Genomic DNA, 19653 nt, shown 5'->3' with positions numbered 1-19653 from the left:
TTATAACCTCTAATTTTGGTTTTTCTTGTTTTTTTACTTTTTCTTCTTGTGAAGTGACGGTTTTTTCTTCTTTTGCTTTAGTCAATTACAAACACCCCACTATATGATTCTAAATCCATCAACTAAAACACAGCGGCGCTGGCGCGTAAATGTTTTAGCACTGGTTAATCCTTCACCTGTTGGGCCTGCAATGGTTAGTGTGGTGAATCCTTCACTTTCAAAGCCAAGTCCAGCAACAGATGGACCATTTTTAACAAAAATCGTCGCTTGAATTTCTTGTGCCATTTTTGTTAAGTTGGTTATATTTTGTGAGTGCATAATCGCTGTATGACGGTTACCCTTTTCAGCAATAACGGCTAACTCAATCGCTTTATCGACATCAGGAACTCTGACAATCGGTAAAACTGGCATTAACATTTCTGTCATCACTAATGGGTGATCCTTTGACGTTTCAGCAATAATGAGCTTCACGTTTGGACCTGCTTGAATGCCTGCAGCTTGTAAAATAACAGAGGCATCTTTTCCAATGTAGTCTCTGTTTGGATAAAACTTATCGTTTTTCTTCACAAGGACTGTTTCAAGTAGTTTTTCGAATTGGAAGCCTTTAAGTTCAATAGCCCCATTCTTTACCATTTCTGCCTTTAGTGCATTAGCCACCTTGTCAACAACAAATACTTCTTTTTCAGCAGTACATAGAACATTGTTATCAAAGCTTGCACCCTTAACAATATCTGCTGCTGCTTTTGAAATAATCGCTGTTTCATCTACAACAACAGGAGGATTACCTGGTCCTGCTGCAATTACTTTTTTACCAACAGACATCGCTGCCTTTACAACAGGTCCTCCCCCTGTAACCACAAGTGCATTAACCTTTGGATGGTTCATAACCTGTGCTGACGTCTCTAAATTAGGTGCTGCCACAGATGTTAGAGTATTTTCAGGACCACCCGCTGCTACAATCGCTTGGTTTAAAAGTTTAAGTGTTCTAATTGAAACTTGTTTTGCACTTGGATGTGGATTGTAAACAACCGTATTACCTGCTGCAATCAATGAGATCGAATTGTTAATGACGGTTGCTGCCGGGTTCGTAGAAGGTGTAATGGAACCAAATACTCCAATTGGTGCATATTCAACAAGTGTTAAACCATCATCACCAGAATAAGTGGTGCTAACTAAATCTTCCACACCAGGTGTCTTATTTGTTGCTAAAAGAATTTTGGCAACTTTATCTCCGACTCTACCAAGTTTTGTTTCTTCTACTGCAAGCTGTGCCAATTCATTAACATGCTTGCGGCTTGTTTCTCTCATGTTTTCAATCATTTGTCTTCTTGTTGACAATGGAAGTTTACGAAGCTTTTCCCATGCAACTCTTGCTGCATCTGCAGCTTCGTCAACAGTAGCAAACACTCCATCGCCTAAGCTAATATCATTTTGTTGGGAAGCAGTTGCATCAGTTGTTTGATTTTGACCTAATTGCTGAAGCACTTGTTCAACCATTTTTTTGATATCGGTTTCATTTATCTGCAAAATTAATTACCTCCTTTATTAAAGGTTAATGACCCTTGTATTTCAATTTGATCGACAATCCCTACAATTGCCGCATCAACGGGGACACCGTTTGTAATTTCTGTTTGTCTTGCTGAGCTTCCACTGACTAGTAATACAACTTCTCCGACGCCAGATCCTACAGTATCAATAGCAACGAGTGGTTTTCCGTCTTCCTCGATACTCTTCATATCTAATGGCTGTACAATAAGAAGTTTCTTCCCAGTCAACTTCTCTGCTTTAGTGGTGGATACAATGGAACCAATTACCTTACAAATAATCATTGAGTCCCTCCTTTCAAGCGTCTGATTTCGTAATCACAATTTTTAATTCTTTCGCTACATCCTTTGCTGAAGGAGTAATCTTACTCTTTAACGGAACAACCAGTTCCTTTAATCCTGTGTGAAAGGCCTTTTCCACATGCTTCGCTAGAATAAGAGACTGCTTTTCTTCGTAAGCAGTAAATTGATGTTCCACCGTTTGAGTAAGCTTATTTAACGGTACCCATTTCACCTGGTCTGTCTGAATTTGTCTTATGTAAGACTGTATGCGCTCCTGAACAGTATGTGGAGCATGAATTTGTTGATAAACATTCGGTTCTACTCCATTGTTTGCGATAACAACCGGCTTTCCAAGTAATTGATATTGAATAGCAACCCAAACTGCCTTTTCATCATCCATTGTTAATGCCAGCTTCGATAACAATTGATAAGAAGCAGCAGGAATAACAAGTACGGATGATTCTTCAATAATCGCAGTCAATTCTTGCTGATTAATCTCTTCTAATAAAACAAATGGTCGTTCGCTAATAGTTGAATATGAGTTAGCCCACTCTTTTGATACAATCAATTTTACTTCGTAAGTATTAAGGAGCGGGGTAATCGCTTCCAAAACATGAGAAGGATTTGGAGATTGATAACCTAATAGAATAGCAATCGGCTTTTTCTCGTTCTCTAGTATTTTATCTTTTAAGTAAGCTTCGACCACTTGCTGGACTAATATTTTAATCTGTGATTGGATATCCACCAGCATCAACCCCCGCTCACTTGCACTCGACTTTCAATGGCTACAATTTCACCAAGCTGTCCATTTTTGATGTTTGCTGCATTTGCTTCATCAATATCGATATGCATTTCAAGTTTATATTTTGGTGAAACACGAATAAGTACATTTGAAAAAATAACTCCGCGTTCACCCTCGACTCTTACTTGAACACGATCTCCGTCAGAAACACCAAAACTTTCACCATCACTTGTATGCATATGAATATGGCGAGCTGCACAAATCAAACCCTCATTAATCGTGACTTGTCCTCGTGGTCCTTGGATAGTAATAGCCCCTGATCCTTTAATATCGCCGGAGTTACGAATAGGAGGTTTTACACCTAATGTAAAGCCGTCAAATAAGGATACTTCCACTTGTGTACTTCCCCGAGCAGGACCAAGAACCCGGACATTTTGGATCTTACCCTTAGGACCAATCAATGTGACTGTTTCCTTTGCTGCAAATTGATTGGGTTGTGACAAATCCTTCAGCTTGTTTAATTGATGACCTTTTCCAAATAATCTGTCCACATGTTCGGGCGATAAGTGAATATGCCGGTTCGAAGCTGCTATAGGTATTTGCTTTGGTTGTTTTAAAGTGGCTTTGACAATCTCTTCAACTAGTACTCTAATTTTTTCTTTATCCATTAATACTAATCACCTCCCATTTCGAGTAAAGCCTTGGCAGTATATTGGTCGGTTATGAGAACATTTGCATGCTTGCCCTTTAAGGCACCAAAGATCCCATCAATTTTTGAATTTCCTCCTGCAATAAGAATGCCAAACTCTTTTTCCGCTAAATGGGAGAGTTCAATACCGATTGTTCGATCATTTAAAGCTTCATGGCTTATTCGCCCTTCAATATCAATAAATCTAGAGCATATATCCCCAACCGTATTATTCGATCTGAGAATTTCTACATCATTGTCTAAAAAATAGCCTGCATGCATCAAAGTAGAGTTTTCCCCCGGCTCACCCACTGTAAAAATAGCAATATTTGCCTGTTTCCCTAGTTCTAATATTTTGTTGACATGCCTGTCCGCAATGATTGCTTGCTTGACAACAATGTGGTCAACAACAGCAGGAACAGGTAAAAAATGAGGTGTCGTATGAAATGCATTGGCTAATCCATTGATAATTTCTGAAGCATAAGTGTTTGACTCTGAGTAACTCACCCCACCATTAAGCTGGACAACAGTGACATCCTTTACGTTCTTAGGCTGCAAATTTTTCACTAGTTGAAAAAGGGTTGTTCCCCAAGTAATTCCAATGGTATCGCCGCTTTGGACAATGTCATTTAAGTAACCCGCGGAAACTTCTCCTAGCTTATCTTTTATCAGTTCATCTTCGTACTCAGGGATTGGAGCAACAATACAATGTTTTAATTGAAAAAGCTCCTTAACCTGTGCTGCGAGTTCCTGAACATCCTCAGCCGGATCACATATTTTAATATGAACAACGCCTTCCTGGACGGCTTGCATCAAAAGCCTTGAGACGGTGGGGCGGGAAATACCTAACTTTTTCGCGATGTCCTGTTGACTATAGTCTAATTGGTAATACAATTTAGCTACTTCAACGAGGCGCGAAATTTTTTCATCCGCCATAAGTACATTCACCTAATCTTAAATAATATGAAAATTTGAAACTCCCTTTCTTTTCAAACAAGTAAACGGTTACATCTTTGATAAAAAAATAAAGATAAATGAAATTATGTAAATCTTGGATGAACATTTGCTAATTCAATTATAACCGATGCTCCATTTCTGTCAATCACTCTTTCGAAGTATTTCGACATTTTTTTCTCTTGATTATAGAATTGACTAGATTTTACCTGTGTTGCCCATTTCGTGAACATTTTCTTTCATGAAGGCTCTGTTAAACTTGCCTGTTGATTTCCGCTCCAGGCACGAGCGGTTCGTGGGTGTTTCGGCGAGCCTCCTCGGCGCTAGCGCCTGCGGGGTCTCCCCTGAACCATACTCCCACAGGAGTCTTCGTGCCTTCCGCTACAATCAACAGGGTGTAAAAATCAACACTGTTCTTTAACACAGCCTTCATGAAAAAAAGAACATTTGTCAATTACAAAATGTAAGGTGACAAATGTTCTCATATATCATCTATTCAAGCTTTCCAAGTGCCTCTGTTAGTGTTTTAGTGATAAATTGTAAATCCTTGTGCTCAATATTCAATGGTGGAGCCAGGGTTAAAACATTGTTAAAACCAGCTACCGTTGCTCCATTCTTACCGATTATAATCCCCGCCTGCTTACAATGTGCAATAACTTGATTGACCAGTTCAGCGTCCAAAGGATCCTTTGTATTTTTATCTTTAACTAGTTCAATCCCAATTAACAATCCTTTTCCGCGCACATTCCCTACATAGGGATGATCCTGGAGAAGATTAGTTAAATCATTTAATAACTGTTCCCCTAGGTCTCTTGAACGATCAAACAGTTCTTCCTTTTCCATAATTTCAAGATTTTTCAAAGCAAGTGCACAAGCTGCTGGATTTCCACCGAAGGTATTCACATGACGGAAGTAATCATATTCTTCCGTCCCTTTAAAGGCTTCGTAAATCTCTTTACGAACGGCAGTTGCTGAAAGTGGTAAATAGGCGCTTGTAATCCCTTTGGCCATGGTAATAATATCTGGCTTTACACCGTAGTTCATAAAACCAAATGGTTTACCGGTCCGGCCAAAGCCGCATATAACCTCATCCACAATCAGCAGGGCACCGTGTTTTTCACAAACCTCTTTTGCTGCCTTCATATACCCGTCTGGTGGAACAAGAACTCCTCCACCGGTAATAATTGGTTCCATAATCATAGCAGCAATCGTCTCACTTAATTCCCATGTCATTGTCCGGTCAATTTCTTTTACGGAAGAAAGTTCCCGTGCATCTGTCACATTTGTATCGTCTCGGTAGGAATCCGGTGGTGAGACGTGGATGAACCCTGGTGCAAGTGGTTCATATTTGTATTTCCTTTGAGCCTGCCCTGTTGCGGCTAGAGCCCCCATTGAGTTTCCGTGATATGCTCGGTAACGAGAAACGATTTTATAGCGATTATGTTCACCCTTTTGCTGGTGATATTGGCGTACGATTTTAAAGGCAGTTTCGTTTGCCTCCGACCCGCTATTTGAGAAAAAAATGACGTACTCTTCGCCAAGTAATTCATTTAGTTTTTCAGCTAATTTTATAGCTGGAACATGGCTTTGTGAAAGTGGAAAATAGGCCATTTCTTTTAATTGTTCATATGCTGCTTCAGCCAGCTCAGTCCTGCCATAGCCGACGTTCACACACCACAGTCCAGCCATCGCATCTAAATATCGTTTACCATCTGCATCGGTTACCCATGAACCTTCTGCTTTTGATGCAACAATGGTTGCCTTCGGATTATATGGCTTCATCGAATGCCAAACATACTTATCATCTTGTTCCAATAACGTTTCATTCGGTCGACTTGTTTGAACCATCCCGTATACCCCCAATTCTTTAGATGGTGCCTGACACCAAAAGTATTATAGCTACGATGTTTATGCGTCAAACCTTGAAGTAATCATTTTTTTACGTGTATAGAAGTTTAACCCGTCTTTTCCGTTGACGTGAAGGTCACCATAGAATGAATCCTTCCAGCCTGAGAATGGGAAAAAGGCCATTGTTGCTGGGACCCCAACGTTGATACCAAGCATCCCTGCGTCTGCTTCTTCACGGAACTGTCGAACCGCTTTTGCATTATTTGTATAGATGGTTGCACCATTTCCATACCTAGATTTTCGAATGTATTCCAATCCCTCGTCTAAGTCCTTTGCTCTTAGTAAGCTTAAGACAGGAGCAAAGATTTCGTCCTTTGCAATTGTCATATCAGGGGTAACACGATCAAAGATGGTAGGTCCTAAGAAGTTCCCTTCTGGTAGTTCATCCATCTCTCTTCGTCCATCCCTGATTAAATCAGCACCTTCAGAAATTCCCTTTTCAATGTAAGTGAGTACTTTATCACGATGTTCTTTACGAATGATAGGAGTTAATAATACCTCATCGTCCATACCATTTCCGATAATTAATTCATCCGCTTTTTTCTTTAAAGCTGCTACAAATGGCTCATTGTCTCCCACCACGACAACGGCACTACATGCCATACATCGTTGACCTGCACTGCCAAATGTAGAACTGATGATATGTTGTACCGCCTTATCCATATCGGCATCTGGCATAACAATGTGGTGGTTCTTTGCTCCGGAGAGTGCTTGAACTCGTTTTCCTTCTGCTGCAGCACGCCCATATACATACTTTGCGACCGGTTGTGAACCTACAAAGGAGATTGCTGCAATATCCTTATGTTCTAGTAAGCCGTTAACCACATCGTGTGCACCATGCACTACATTTAAAACCCCATTTGGTGCTCCTGCTTCAGTAAAGAGCTCGGCTAATCGATTAGCTAAAATGGGTGTCCGTTCAGATGGCTTTAATACAAAGGTGTTTCCACATGCAACGGCAAGTGGGAACATCCATAGAGGTACCATCATTGGGAAGTTGAATGGAGTAATTCCGCCAACAACACCTAAAGGGTAGCGGAACATTTCTGAATCGATATCCTCAGCAATACCAGATAAGGTTTCACCCATCATTAAAGTAGGTGCTCCTGAGGCAAATTCAACACACTCGATACCTCGTTGAACTTCACCATAAGCCTCTTTGTAAGCCTTTCCATTCTCTTGAACAATCAATCTAGCCAATTCCTCATGATTTTCTGTTAATAAATAGTGATATTTAAATAGAATCCTTGCACGCTTTGGAACCGGTACGTTTTTCCACTTTTTAAATGCTTCCTTAGCTGCGCTAACAGCAAGATTCACATCTTCTTTTGAAGAAACCGGCACCTTTGTGATTACTTCATTCGTGGCTGGATTAGGAACATCTAGTGTTTGCACACTGTTCGAACTTACCCATTTACCGTTAATAAAATTTTTAAGTACTACTGTTTCGTTTTTTGTTACGCTCATGTTTTATCCTCCTCATACTTCAAAATAATTTCAAAATTCGTTTAATTAATAACTTATACTCTTATTATCTCGAAACTACTTCCCGCTTTCATTAGACATTCCGTAAAACCTAATGAAGTATTTCTTCGACAAAATGAACATGTTTATTAGTTTTAGGCTCTGTTAAATTTGCCTGTTGATTTCCGCTCCAGGCACTTCGCTTTCCGTGGGCGTTTCGGCGAGCCTCCTCGGCGCTTGCGCCTGTGGGGTCTCTCCTGAACCGTACTCCCACAGGAGTCTTCGTGCCTTCCGCTCCAATCATCAGGATATAAAAATAAACAATGTTCTTTATCAGAGCATAGTTTTAAAGTATTTGATTTATTTTCTTGGGCTGTGAGGCGGCCAAGTAATCGTAAACAAGTAGCATGAATTCAATGGCTACCCGTTTTTCATGTCCCATGAAGTCCTCTCCTAACAAATTCTCAAGCTTTTGTAAACGATGATAGAGTGTCTGTCTAACTATAAAAAGCTTATTGGAGGTTTCTTGCTTGGAACCATTACATTCTAAGTATGCTTTTAATGTTTCAAGCAATTTCCCATTATATTTTTGATCATACTGAATCACCGGTTGGAGGTATTCAGAAGCAATCTCCTGTAAATCAGTATGTTTACTCATTTGCGAAATCAGACGATATAAATGTAGATCCTCATAAAAATGATAAATTTGTTTATTTGTCATTTTTTGCTGAATTCGAAGAGTCTCTTTTGCCGTTTGATAACTCTTATGTATGTCATCGAATGCTTGAATAAATTTACCAGCAGCAATAATAAGCTTTGCAGAACTCTGTTTTCTAATGAATTCTGAGTCCTGAATGGAATCAATGGACCTTTTAATTCGTTCCTTAAGATTTTTCTTTGGTCGATTATTTAGAAGGATAAAGGTAATTTCATTTCGTTTTTCCACAAAGATAACTGCAAACCCATTCTGTTCGAATACAGAACGAAATAATAATTTTAAATAGGTAACATCCTGACTAAGTTTGTCCTTAAAGGAAATGAGTTTGGTAATTAAGACTGCTGCATCACTCGATTTTGTTTTTATCCCATTTTCAATTAGATATTCTTGTATGTCCTCAAGTGCATGCTCACCTTCTAACCATCCATGAAGCCATTCATATTCTTCCACTCGTTTTTTTTCCTCAACATACAAATCTCTTAATAAATGCTGAGCTAATGCGGTTGCTGTTCGGTCTAGAATCAACAAATCATATTCACTAACGGGAATATCCTCTGAATAGATAAACAACTCAGCGTATTCTTGACCGAATAAAAAAATGGGCGAGGATGCAATCCATTCACACGGTTGTGTTTTTGATTTTTCTAACTGGTTAATAATTGCAATTTGTTCTTTGCGATTGATTTCAGGCACAAATTCATACTCATTGTCCTTCAATCGAAAAATGATTTGCAGATCTAGTGCTGAAAATATAAATTGAAGTATATCTTCATATGTTTCAATCGTTAATAACCGTTTATTTAAGCTTTGAGAATAATTCTCTAAATCAGATATCTTTTGATATTGCTGATTAATAATCGTCGAATGAAGGTCTTGCGTGATTTCAACGAACGGAACTTCCTGTTGAAAAACAATAATAGGGAATTGATGTTCATCTGCTAATGTAGTTACTTCGCCAGGTATCTCCGTAATATATGTTCCTATTTCAATACATAATCCAGCAGCCTTGTTTTCGATTAATTCTTTGACAAGTGAGACAAATAAACCTACATGATCCTTCCAAGCAACACCTGTGGATAAAATTAGCTCGTTCCCATTTAACAGATTACGGATACTCGTTACTTCAACGACATGAACCCATTTAACAATTCGATGGATCCCTCCCTCACCTGCAATAACTCTGGCATGTTCAAAATGCTTTCTCTTAAAAACATCTGCAACCGTTAACTGAAAATGTTCTTTCATAGATTTATCTCCTTAAATATAAGAAGTTAATAGTAGAAAAAGAAGGATTGGCACTTTCCACCAATCCTTTTCTTTCAACGGAATACCTAGATTTCCTGGTTCTGTTTGAGTAATAAACTAGAAAAATATTTTCTTGCATTAGCTGTACCGATATGAAGTGTTTCAGTTACGTTTCCACTTGGATGTACGAAGTCAACCGAAGCGCCATTTAAATGCTCTCTCACACCGCTTATCCTGCATCCTTTTTGGATGAGAAAGTCAATTTTATCTCGTTCATCTAAAAATTGTTGATGCTCTGACATCCTATCCATCCCTCCAATAAGCCTAATTTAGTATAAATCAACATTATTAGGAATTTCTTCAATGACAGGTTCGTAGGCATTTTCCTCGATTACCCAATCACGGCCAACAGAAATACCTAAATATTTTTCATCACTTGGATCTTCAATTTCTGCTTGACGATACTTTTGGAACCACCAGTATTTTGCTAGAACATAATAGATTCCCGCACCGACAAGGAAACCTACTAAGAAACCATAATTCGGTACAATATAAGATGCTACAGCTCCAATTATCCAAGCAATAAAACCAGCTAGATTCACTCCGCCCAAGTATTTATACTGACCTTTGTCTTCGTATAATTCTGGCACATTTACACGTCGTTTACGTAGCAGGTAATAATCAGCAAACAGGATACCGACAATCGCTGAAAGAATCCCACCTACAAAGAGTAAAATAGGAATAATAACCCCAAATAGTGTCCACGGCTGAACGATTGTTCCAACAACTCCAGCTGTGATTACTCCTGCCCAAAATGGAAACTTAGGACCACCTACATTTGAGAAAATTGTTGCTGCTGGAACCACGTTTGCTGCAGTATTTGTAGACCATTGAGCTAATACAATCATTAATAATAAAATAGCTAGAATAAATCCGCCTGCTGCTTTTTGTAATGCTACAACGGGGTCATAATTTAAAACAGCAATATAAGAAACGGCACCAATGATAATCATAAAAGTCTGAGTTAATGGCATTGCTATAAGGTTGCCAATTAATGAGCCTTTATTTCGCTTAAACCAATTTTTTTCATTAATAGGTGCTTTAATGAAACGAGAAATTGAAGGAATATCCGCACTTAATGTAGCCCAAAAGCCCATGTTACTAAAAATAACAACTAAAAAGGCTGAAAAAGCTGCACCACCTGTAACTGGTGATTCCACCCAGCTCCAAACATCTCTTCCTGCACTTGCTGCCTGATCCGATAATGTCACATACATCCATAATGAAATGATAAGAATAATAGGGGCCGCTAAATCGGCAAACCGTTCAATAGATTTTATTCCAAGGGCCGTATTGACTAATTGAACGACGGCAAAAATAAGGAAACAAACAAACCAATTATCAAAGCCAAATAAAATATTTAAAATACCATTCATCGCTGTTGCACCAAAATAGGTATTTATACCAAACCACATCGATGCTGTTACACCACGGGTGATCGATGGGATATGAGTGCCAATCGTCCCAAACGGTGCTCTCATATATACAGGAAAAGATATACCATGTTCGATTCCAATATCAGCAATTAAAGAAATGAAGAAACCAATCGCAAGACTGCCAATCACAGTTGCGAGAATAACCCATGGCAATGATAGGTTAATAACTCCTGCGCCGCCTATTGCAAACGTTGCAAGTACAACGACCATTCCTACCCACATGAACGAGTACCCTAATTTAGTAATCGTCCGGTCTTTTTGATGAATTGGTAATAAATCTGGTGATTTTAAATGGCTTTTTTTCATGTAAACACTCCTTGTTTCGGTTTAATTTTATAGAATATAACATCCCAAAATTCAAACAACCGACAAATAACAATAAAAAATAATAATGGGAGCAACTGCTCAGAATCTGAGCAATTGCCGGAGTGTAGTGCAACTATTGATGGAGACTTGAGCTGTAATAGTTGTTAGATTGATAGGGTTTCACCTTGGTTTAGCGTAGTATTCAAATTATATCTTGCTCTCTTTAAATATTGACCAGATCCTGGCTTACCAACAAACTGTTTGTCGCGAACAACATACTCCCCGCGTACTAAAACAGAAACAGGCTCACCTGTAACCTTCATTCCTTCAAAGGCATTATAATCAACGGCCATATGATGGGTTTCTGCAGATATTACTCTTTCAACATTAGGGTCAAAAATAACGAGATCTGCATCAGCACCAATTGCAATAGTCCCTTTCTTAGGGAATAATCCGAAGAGCTTGGCAATACGTGTTGAAGTAATATCAACAAACTGGTTCAAACTAATTCGCCCTTTCTTCACCCCCTCAGAGAATAATATGGATATACGGTCCTCAATTATTGGGCCGCCGTTCGGGATTTTAGTGAAATCATCCCTACCTAAATCCTTTTGTCCCTTAAAATCAAATGAACACTGATCAGAACCAAGTGTCTGAAGTTGGCCGCTCTTCAGGGCGTTCCATAAAACTTCCTGATTCCACTTTTCTCTAAGTGGCGGCGACCATACATATTTTGCTCCTTCAAAATTTGGTTTTTCTAAATAGCTTTGATCAAGAACTAAATATTGTGGGCACGTTTCCCCCCATACATCAAACCCTTTACTGCGTGCTTCTGCAATTTTTTCAACGGCATCTGCGCAAGATACATGGACTACGTATAGTTGCGAGTTTGCTAGTCCCGTTAGCTTGGCTGCACGGCCTGTGGCTTCTCCTTCAAGTTCAGGTGGTCTTGTTAGTGCATGATAAATCGGTTCAGTTTTTCCTTCCTCAAGAGCTTTCTTAGTTAAATAATCAATAACATCTCCGTTTTCTGCATGTACCATAACTAAGCCGCCATGTTCCTTCGCGGTCACAAGTGTTCGGAATAGTGTTTCATCATCGGCTTGAAACACATTTTTATAAGCCATAAATACTTTAAATGATGTAATTCCTTCCTCACTAATTACCTGTGGGAGTTCATTTAGAACTTCCTCATTGATTTCTGAAATCATTAAATGGAACCCATAATCGATTACTGCTTTTTCCCTGGATTTATTATGCCAGGTTTGAATCGCATTTTTCAGAGGTTCCCCTTTATTCGTTAAGCAGAAATCAATTACCGTAGTCGTCCCCCCGAAAGCAGCTGCGATCGTTCCGGATTCGAAATCGTCCTTTGTGACAGTTCCGCCAAATGGCATATCTAAGTGAGTATGTGGATCAATACCCCCTGGAAAAACAAGACAGCCTTTCGCATCAATAACTTCCGCTCCTATGGCAGAAAGATTTGTACCAATTTGTGTTATTTTCCCATCTTCAATTAATACCTCAGCTTGATACGTATCTGTTGCTGTGACAATTGTTCCGTTTTTAATAATTTTCTTCATCAATTTTTCCCTCCTAATCTATTTTTATTTAGCTACGTCTGCTTTACATTCAAGTGCACCATTCAATGCAGCTTGACGTTCATTCCAAGTCATTGGAGGCATTTCTCTTGCTGCCTCTACCATATCTATAGCCCCATCTACAGGACATACAATCGAACATAGATTACAGCCCACGCAATCTTCTTCCCTAACCTTTAAGTAGCTTTTTCCATTTTCGTCTTTCAGCATATCAATACACTGATGTGAGGTATCTTCACAAGCGATATGACACTTATTACAATTAATACAAACTTCTGTATTAATTTTTGCAACAATATTGTAGTTTAGGTCAAGGTTACCCCAGTCAGAATATCTTGGTACTGATTTCCCAATAATATCGGTAACCGAGGCAATTCCTTTACTATCTAGATAATTGTTAAGACCTTCGATCATGTCCTCTACAATGCGGAAGCCATGATGCATCGCTGCCGTACATACCTGAACACCAGTTGCTCCCATTAACAGAAATTCTACTGTATCCTTCCAGTTGGAAATTCCGCCAATACCAGAAATAGGTACATTAATATGCGGGTTTCGTGCACATTCTGCCACCATATTTAATGCAATAGGTTTAACTGCAGGTCCACAATAGCCTCCATGTGCTCCTTTTCCTGCCACATGTGGGACGGTATTCCAGGAATCAAGGTCCACTCCCATCAAACTATTAATCGTGTTAATCATACTTATGGCATCCGCACCGCCATTGCAGGCAGCTTCAGCTGTAGCCGTAATATCGGTAATATTTGGTGTTAATTTGACTATTACAGGTGTTTTAGCCACTTCTTTCACCCAGTAAGTTTGACGCTCTACTAAAGAAGGTACCTGCCCAGAGGCTGCCCCCATACCCCGCTCTGCCATTCCATGTGGACAACCAAAATTTAATTCAAGTCCGTCGACCCCTACATCTTCCACACGCTTAACAATTTCATGCCATTTCTCTTGTTTTGGTTCCACCATTAACGAAGCAATGATTGCATGATTGGGAAATCGCTTTTTAGTTTCATAGATTTCTTTTAAGTTCACATCCAATGGTCTATCGGTAATCAACTCTATGTTATTGAAGCCAGCAACTCTTTGTCCGTTAAAACTGATAGCAGCAAATCTAGAAGAAACATTCAAAATAGGGTCTCCTAATGTTTTCCAGACCGCCCCTCCCCACCCAGCTTCAAAGGCTCGCTGTACCTGATAACCCGAATTGGTAGGAGGTGCTGACGCCAGCCAAAATGGATTAGGAGATTTTATCCCTGCAAGATTAATTCGTAAATCAGCCATCATTCTTTCTCCCCTTTGCTTTCAAAAATAAATACTATACCGATCCAACAACTGATAATTGCTTATGAATGGCATAGGCCACATTCTTCCCTTGTTGTGCTGCGGTTACGACCATTGCGTCCCCTTTTCCCTTACCAAACACAACATCACCACAGGCGAATATCTTTGGATTGGAGGTTTGGAATGTTTCCTGATTTACTTTTACAACCCCGCCTTCATGCTGAAGGCCAAATTTATTAATGAGCTCCAGATGTCTTGTTTGACCAATTGCTTTCACTACAGCATCAACTGGTAAGACGTGTTCAGACCCTTCAATTTCAACTGGTCTACGACGTCCATCCTTTTCTGGTTCTCCAAGCATCATCTTGGTACACTCAATTCCTTTTACATTCCCAGCTTCATCACCAATGAGCCTTTTCGGTGCGGTTAACCATCGGAACTCGACACCATCTTGCTTAGCAAATTCATACTCAAAATCATAAGCTGTCATTTCATCTTCCGTTCTTCGGTAAAGGATTTTTACGTTATCAGCCCCTAAACGAACGGAGCAAGTGGCACCGTCAATCGCAGTATTTCCTGCACCGATTACGACCACTCTCTTACCGACTAAGTCCTTGGATAATTGACCACTTTTAGTAGCCTTGACAAATTCAATAGCATCATAGACACCATTTAAATTTTCACCGTCAATACCAAGGTTCGGTACATGAGCCATACCAACTGCTAAAATGACATAGTCAAAGTTTTCAGTGATTTCCTCAACGGAGACATCTCTTCCAACCACGGTATTTGTATTTATTTTTACATTTAATTTTTCTACTTGTTCTACTTCCCAGAAGGAAATCGTTTGCGGTAAGCGAAAGGAAACGATACCGTAAGTGTTTAATCCACCCGCTTTTTCTGCCGCTTCAAATATGGTCACGTCATAGCCTAATCTAGCTAACTCTCTAGCCGCTGATAATCCAGCAGGTCCACCACCAATTACAGCTACTGTACGACCATTTGAATCACCTGGCTGGAAAAGTGTTTGTTCATTTCTAATAGCCCAATCTGTCGCATACCTTTGCAGATTGCCAATCATTATTGGTTTTGTTGAATGATTTAGGACACAAGCTCCTTCACAAAGTTCTTCTGTGGGACAAACTCTCGAACAACTTGCACCTACTGGATTTGAGGACATAATGGTTTTTGCTGAGCCTAGTAAGTTTCCTGAGGCGATTTTTTTAATAAAGGTTGGAATATCAATCCCTGTTGGACAGGCTTTAATACATGGGGCGTCATAGCAATAGAGGCATCGATTGGATTCTTCAACCGCTTCGTTGTTTGTTAGACCTTGTTCCACCTCTAAAAAATTCTTTTCAAGATCGGAAAAGGATATACGCTGCATTTTTTCGTTTGGCAAAGAGAAGTCCTCCTTTAACATGTAAAATACATTTCCAATTACATTTAAAATAATAAAAATAAAAATGAAAGCGCTTTAAAAATATTGTTCTTTTGTAATGGATTTTGGAGTAACACCAGCCTCCTTTAACTTAATTATGTATTTTGCAGAAAATTCTGCATCTTAATCCTATTTTACAGACCTGAAATAGGCATTGCACCTTACATATTGTTAAATGATGCAAGCATTTGATTATCCATTATGTAAAAAGTAGATCTATTTACTTCTTGTACATATTCCGAATACTTTTTCAATTTAACATAAGTATACTAAAAAAATTGTAAAAATATATCGAACTGTCAATTTATCTAACATGGTTTTTTCTCGACACCTTTCTACAGTTGTCCTAAAAGAGAATGAATGAAAAAAAGCATACCATCTATTAGGTATGCTTAAATCGAATTTTCATTTTGATAATATTTTGTAAGCGTGATAACCATCGCACCTATTCTTTCGTGCTCTGGAACGAGTACACGTTTAATTTCTTCCTCTTTTAAGGCTTCTAAAGTAACTTTTCCAATTGCAACTGCTAATACATGTTGATTAAGTGCATAAACTATTTCTTTATGAATACCATTTTCTTTTGCATAATTAAAAAGTGACCGTACTTGGGTGGCCGTCGTGAAACATACTGCATCACAATGTTTACCCTGCACTTCATGACATAATCTATTCACCGACTCCCCATCAGGCGCATTGTATTGATAGGGAAGAATTTTTTGTACAATTGCACCACGGTCTTCAAAGAACTTTGTTAATTCCGGAGCAGTTTCTCCATGTAACTGAATCATGACTCTCTTTCCTGAAAAGTCAAAGTTTTGTAGAGCATGAATTAATCCCTTTGTCGTTCCATCTTCATCGACGACCACTGGCGTAATCATTAATTTCTTTAGTGCTGCAAGTGTCTTATACCCTCTCGAAGCAACCTTTGCCTTGCGAAAAATAGAAAAAAATTCTTCTTTAAACCCAAGCTTTTCAGCTATATTGACCATGGTTTCAATGCCAATACCGGTTGTAAATACCATCCAATCTGCACCTTGTTTGACAAATTCAACTATATCGGGCTCTACTTCCTTCTCGGCTAAAAATACAGTCCCCTGAAGAGAACGTACTAGTGTAATGCCACCTTGCTTTTCAATTAACGATTTTATTTCCTCAATCTTCCGCGAACCGCCGATGACAATTCGTTTACCAGCTAGAGCTTTTCCCATTAGACTTTCTTCCTTCTTGCCAATTGTTCTATTTCGTGTGATGGATAAATATGAACTCCTTTTTTATTTAAAAGAGCTACCTCTGCCATTGCAGCAGCAACATTTTTTGCTTTGATTGCTTTATAACTTCGTAAAGGACCAACCATTACTACATTAATTAGAGCACTTGCTTTTTCTGCTATTTTTTCTCCCAAGCGGAATTCACCTCTATCCCCTAGCAACAAGGATGGGCGGAAAATATGAAGGGAAGGTAAATTCATATTTTTTAGAGTTTCCTCCACGTCGCCTTTCACTTGATTGTAAAAAAATAACGATTTTGGATTAGCACCCATTGCTGTAATTATAAGGAAGTTTTCTGCACCGCCCTCATAAGCTAATTTAGCAGCTTCTACTGGGTAGTCAAAATCCACTTTACGAAAGGCTTCTTTCGTTTTTGCCTTTTTAATTGTAGTTCCTAAACAGCAAAAAACATCTGAAACATGAAACAATTCTTTATGGTTATGTAACTCATTAAAATCAACCAAATGTGGTTCGCAAACAGGATCGATAATTTCAATAGGTCTACGTACCAACAAAAAAATTTTTTCATATGTATTTTTTTGAATCAGTATTTTTGTTAATTCCTTTCCTACAAGCCCACTAGCACCTAAGATTAATGCAGTTTTCCCTTGATTACTCACTTATGTTCCTCCTACGACGATCATTTCAAAACTAAGACTGTGCTTTTTATTTTACATTCTTATTCTCCCATCTTTATTAACAAATTCCAACGGCTTTTTTTTCGAATCTTTGGAAATACTGAATGGAGTGAAATTATATGAAAGGAAGGAATACTAGTGGTTAACGAAAGTCACTTTAGTGAATTTATTAATGATGTTTCCATACAAGCAAAAATGGAAAATGTTTGGAGCTATACGTGTGGTTCATGGGAGAATTGTAATGAAAATACCATTCAATCTTTCTTGTCTCATTGTCTGGAATATAATATTGACCCGCAGTTTTGTATGAGTTGGGTGGAAATGCATCAGAATGAAATTCCTAATTGGTCAGCCGTTTCGGAAACCTCACTTGGCTGGGTAAATCAGCATACATCAACTGGTTCAGCTATTTCTATTTCAGAACAAGATTTAAGTTAGCAAGGAAGAGCATGACAAAATCATAAACCGACTATTTGTCATGCCTCTTTCATTAATGAGTAATAAAGTATAAATTACTTTGCTTTTTCAAGACAGGATATAAGCCTCTTTTCAATATCGAGGGCAATTTGTCCAAGTTTTTCATCTGACACCATGCTCATTAATGCAGACGGCTTTGGCATTCCTATTTTCGTTTGGTCCTCATCCCTATATACAACAACTTTACAGGGTAGAAAATAACCGACTAAATTATTTTCCATCAATACTCTTTTTGCTTCATGCGGATTGCAGACCTCTAGAACTATAAATTCCTTTTCGAGGTCTACCCCTTTTTCTTTCAGCTTTTCTTGTATATTAAAGCTCCACAGCACACCAAATTTCTCTTCTTTTAAAGCTTCCTCCACAGCTTTAACTGCTTCAGGAAGTGATTTATTTGATTCAACCGTATAATGAAACATATGGACTACTCCCCTCTACTTTCTATTATCTTACAGCACAGCGGTTTGGACCAATTTCCATTTCTCTTTGTTTTTCTTCATTAGGTGCTATTTTCCCCATGTTAGTTTCACGAATTTCTTGATATGAATTTGGTTGTGGAGGCAAGTTTTCTGTAACCGTCTTTCTAAAATCCGCTTCGTCTCCGATATTTAATCCGTGATTTTCCTTATATAAAGTACTAAGTTTTTCTGAAATACTTCCATCGTCATTCATTTCGTTAATACCCATATAATGTGCCGGTAATACCAATAGTTCATCAGGAAGGTCCTTATAACGATGGTACAAGGTATTCCGTAAATCCCCCACCCAGTCCTCTGCTTTACCAGCTAAGTCAGGACGTCCAATAGAATCAATAAATAAAATATCACCAGATAATAAGTATTGATCATCAACGAGAAATGATGTACTGCCAATTGTATGACCAGGAGAATATATCGCCTTAATAGTGGTTTCACCAACGTTGTACTCATCTCCATCATTTATAGGTTTAAAATCAAAAATTACTTCTTCCGCATCTTTTGGTGATAAAAAGTAGGTTGCTCCATGATTTTCAGCAAGCCTTCTTCCACCAGAGATATGGTCTGCATGGAGATGAGTATCCAATACATGAGTCAGCTTAATATTGTGTTTATTTATATGATGTTCGTATTGCTCGAGCATTCTATTTGTATCAATCATAGCACCGGTTCCCTGTGATTCAACCAAGTAAGATAAACATCCTTTTCCTATTCGCACAAATTGATATATTGCTCCACCAATTTTTAAATCTCCTATCTTTTTGAGTTCTAAATGTTCACTGTAGGCTTTCATTCCGCCTTCAACGCTGTAAACATTTGTAAATCCTGCTTCTGCTATTTGCTCTGCCACAAATTCAGATGAACCACCTTTTGCACAAACTACATAGATAGCAGTATCTTTAGGAAGTTTATCTACGATTGAATCTACTCCTTCAAGTAAATCAAAATATGGTGCATTAATGATATGAACATTCTTCCCCTCAATTTTCCAATCATCAAAGTCAGCTGTATTTCTAGCGTCGAGGATAAAGACTTCTTCATGATTCAGTATTTTTCTTGTTAATTCTTTTACGGTTACTGTTTTAACTGCAGCTTGCTCTGACATATGT

Annotated in this window: 18 protein-coding genes; 1 reads left to right on the top strand and 17 read right to left on the bottom strand. The window is 38.6% G+C overall.

What is annotated here, in order from left to right; translation table 11 throughout:
- Nucleotides 1-99: 99 nt before the first annotated feature.
- The 15 genes from RCG25_RS12520 to RCG25_RS12450 form a co-directional block, all read right to left on the bottom strand.
- Nucleotides 100-1527, bottom strand: a complete 1428-nt coding sequence (locus RCG25_RS12520; RefSeq protein ID WP_308083962.1) for an aldehyde dehydrogenase family protein — start codon at nt 1525-1527, stop codon at nt 100-102.
- A 2-nt stretch (nt 1528-1529) separates the two neighbouring features.
- Entirely contained in the window at nt 1530-1829 is a 300-nt protein-coding gene (locus RCG25_RS12515) for a EutN/CcmL family microcompartment protein (RefSeq protein ID WP_308083961.1), read from the bottom strand.
- 13 nt (nt 1830-1842) lie between these two features.
- Complete coding sequence (locus RCG25_RS12510) at nt 1843-2571, bottom strand: hypothetical protein (RefSeq protein ID WP_308083960.1); 729 nt, start codon at nt 2569-2571, stop codon at nt 1843-1845.
- A gap of 5 nt (nt 2572-2576) precedes the next feature.
- On the bottom strand, nt 2577-3236 hold the full coding sequence (gene pduL, locus RCG25_RS12505) for a phosphate propanoyltransferase (RefSeq protein WP_308083959.1): 660 nt from the start codon (nt 3234-3236) through the stop codon (nt 2577-2579).
- A 5-nt stretch (nt 3237-3241) separates the two neighbouring features.
- Entirely contained in the window at nt 3242-4192 is a 951-nt protein-coding gene (locus RCG25_RS12500) for a DNA-binding transcriptional repressor DeoR (RefSeq protein ID WP_308083958.1), read from the bottom strand.
- Nucleotides 4193-4702: 510 nt separating this feature from the next.
- On the bottom strand, nt 4703-6058 hold the full coding sequence (locus RCG25_RS12495) for an aspartate aminotransferase family protein (protein WP_308083957.1): 1356 nt from the start codon (nt 6056-6058) through the stop codon (nt 4703-4705).
- Nucleotides 6059-6118: 60 nt separating this feature from the next.
- The gene (locus tag RCG25_RS12490; RefSeq protein ID WP_308083956.1) at nt 6119-7585 is read right to left on the bottom strand and encodes a CoA-acylating methylmalonate-semialdehyde dehydrogenase; all 1467 of its coding nucleotides are present in this window, start codon (nt 7583-7585) and stop codon (nt 6119-6121) included.
- Nucleotides 7586-7928: 343 nt separating this feature from the next.
- Entirely contained in the window at nt 7929-9545 is a 1617-nt protein-coding gene (locus tag RCG25_RS12485; protein WP_308083955.1) for a PucR family transcriptional regulator, read from the bottom strand.
- 86 nt (nt 9546-9631) lie between these two features.
- Nucleotides 9632-9847, bottom strand: coding sequence for a hypothetical protein (locus RCG25_RS12480; protein WP_308083954.1), 216 nt, complete (start codon nt 9845-9847; stop codon nt 9632-9634).
- Nucleotides 9848-9874: 27 nt separating this feature from the next.
- The gene (locus RCG25_RS12475; RefSeq protein ID WP_308083953.1) at nt 9875-11347 is read right to left on the bottom strand and encodes an NCS1 family transporter; all 1473 of its coding nucleotides are present in this window, start codon (nt 11345-11347) and stop codon (nt 9875-9877) included.
- A gap of 164 nt (nt 11348-11511) precedes the next feature.
- The gene (gene hydA / locus RCG25_RS12470) at nt 11512-12930 is read right to left on the bottom strand and encodes a dihydropyrimidinase (protein ID WP_308083952.1); all 1419 of its coding nucleotides are present in this window, start codon (nt 12928-12930) and stop codon (nt 11512-11514) included.
- A 24-nt stretch (nt 12931-12954) separates the two neighbouring features.
- A complete protein-coding gene (gene preA / locus RCG25_RS12465) occupies nt 12955-14241 on the bottom strand; it encodes an NAD-dependent dihydropyrimidine dehydrogenase subunit PreA (protein WP_308084171.1) in 1287 nt (428 codons plus the stop codon).
- A gap of 34 nt (nt 14242-14275) precedes the next feature.
- Nucleotides 14276-15628: an NAD(P)-dependent oxidoreductase gene (locus RCG25_RS12460; RefSeq protein WP_308084170.1), complete on the bottom strand. Its 1353-nt coding sequence runs from the start codon at nt 15626-15628 to the stop codon at nt 14276-14278.
- 446 nt (nt 15629-16074) lie between these two features.
- A complete protein-coding gene (locus RCG25_RS12455) occupies nt 16075-16893 on the bottom strand; it encodes a uroporphyrinogen-III synthase (RefSeq protein ID WP_308083951.1) in 819 nt (272 codons plus the stop codon).
- Nucleotides 16893-17573: an oxidoreductase gene (locus RCG25_RS12450; RefSeq protein WP_308083950.1), complete on the bottom strand. Its 681-nt coding sequence runs from the start codon at nt 17571-17573 to the stop codon at nt 16893-16895. Before RCG25_RS12450 ends, RCG25_RS12455 begins: the two co-directional genes overlap by 1 nt.
- A 156-nt stretch (nt 17574-17729) precedes the next feature.
- On the opposite strand from RCG25_RS12450, the gene RCG25_RS12445 reads away from it, so the two are divergent.
- Nucleotides 17730-18029 carry a hypothetical protein gene (locus RCG25_RS12445; protein WP_308083949.1) on the top strand — a complete coding sequence of 100 codons (300 nt, stop codon included), beginning with the start codon at nt 17730-17732 and terminating at the stop codon, nt 18027-18029.
- 74 nt (nt 18030-18103) lie between these two features.
- Here the strand turns inward: RCG25_RS12445 and RCG25_RS12440 are convergent, their stop codons facing one another.
- Together RCG25_RS12440 and RCG25_RS12435 are read right to left on the bottom strand one after the other, a co-directional pair.
- Nucleotides 18104-18487, bottom strand: a complete 384-nt coding sequence (locus tag RCG25_RS12440; RefSeq protein ID WP_308083948.1) for a DUF302 domain-containing protein — start codon at nt 18485-18487, stop codon at nt 18104-18106.
- 25 nt (nt 18488-18512) lie between these two features.
- Nucleotides 18513-19649 carry an MBL fold metallo-hydrolase gene (locus tag RCG25_RS12435; RefSeq protein ID WP_308083947.1) on the bottom strand — a complete coding sequence of 379 codons (1137 nt, stop codon included), beginning with the start codon at nt 19647-19649 and terminating at the stop codon, nt 18513-18515.
- Between the last annotated feature and the right edge of the window lie 4 nt (nt 19650-19653).

Origin of the sequence: Neobacillus sp. PS2-9, from assembly GCF_030915525.1 — a bacterium.
Taxonomy (GTDB): Bacteria; Bacillota; Bacilli; order Bacillales; family Cytobacillaceae; genus Neobacillus.
This window is presented reverse-complemented; position numbering and strand designations above follow the sequence as displayed.

Excerpts from the sequence above, each read along its gene's own strand:
- RCG25_RS12480 (WP_308083954.1), bottom strand. The coding sequence starts at position 9,847 with ATGTCAGAGCATCAACAATTTTTAGATGAACGAGATAAAATTGACTTT.
- RCG25_RS12440 (WP_308083948.1), bottom strand. The coding sequence starts at position 18,487 with ATGTTTCATTATACGGTTGAATCAAATAAATCACTTCCTGAAGCAGTT.
- RCG25_RS12460 (WP_308084170.1), bottom strand. The coding sequence starts at position 15,628 with ATGCAGCGTATATCCTTTTCCGATCTTGAAAAGAATTTTTTAGAGGTG.
- RCG25_RS12475 (WP_308083953.1), bottom strand. The coding sequence starts at position 11,347 with ATGAAAAAAAGCCATTTAAAATCACCAGATTTATTACCAATTCATCAA.
- RCG25_RS12495 (WP_308083957.1), bottom strand. The coding sequence starts at position 6,058 with ATGGTTCAAACAAGTCGACCGAATGAAACGTTATTGGAACAAGATGAT.
- RCG25_RS12490 (WP_308083956.1), bottom strand. The coding sequence starts at position 7,585 with ATGAGCGTAACAAAAAACGAAACAGTAGTACTTAAAAATTTTATTAAC.
- RCG25_RS12485 (WP_308083955.1), bottom strand. The coding sequence starts at position 9,545 with ATGAAAGAACATTTTCAGTTAACGGTTGCAGATGTTTTTAAGAGAAAG.
- RCG25_RS12500 (WP_308083958.1), bottom strand. The coding sequence starts at position 4,192 with ATGGCGGATGAAAAAATTTCGCGCCTCGTTGAAGTAGCTAAATTGTAT.
- RCG25_RS12515 (WP_308083961.1), bottom strand. The coding sequence starts at position 1,829 with ATGATTATTTGTAAGGTAATTGGTTCCATTGTATCCACCACTAAAGCA.
- RCG25_RS12435 (WP_308083947.1), bottom strand. The coding sequence starts at position 19,649 with ATGTCAGAGCAAGCTGCAGTTAAAACAGTAACCGTAAAAGAATTAACA.
- RCG25_RS12455 (WP_308083951.1), bottom strand. The coding sequence starts at position 16,893 with ATGGGAAAAGCTCTAGCTGGTAAACGAATTGTCATCGGCGGTTCGCGG.
- preA (WP_308084171.1), bottom strand. The coding sequence starts at position 14,241 with ATGGCTGATTTACGAATTAATCTTGCAGGGATAAAATCTCCTAATCCA.
- hydA (WP_308083952.1), bottom strand. The coding sequence starts at position 12,930 with ATGAAGAAAATTATTAAAAACGGAACAATTGTCACAGCAACAGATACG.
- pduL (WP_308083959.1), bottom strand. The coding sequence starts at position 3,236 with ATGGATAAAGAAAAAATTAGAGTACTAGTTGAAGAGATTGTCAAAGCC.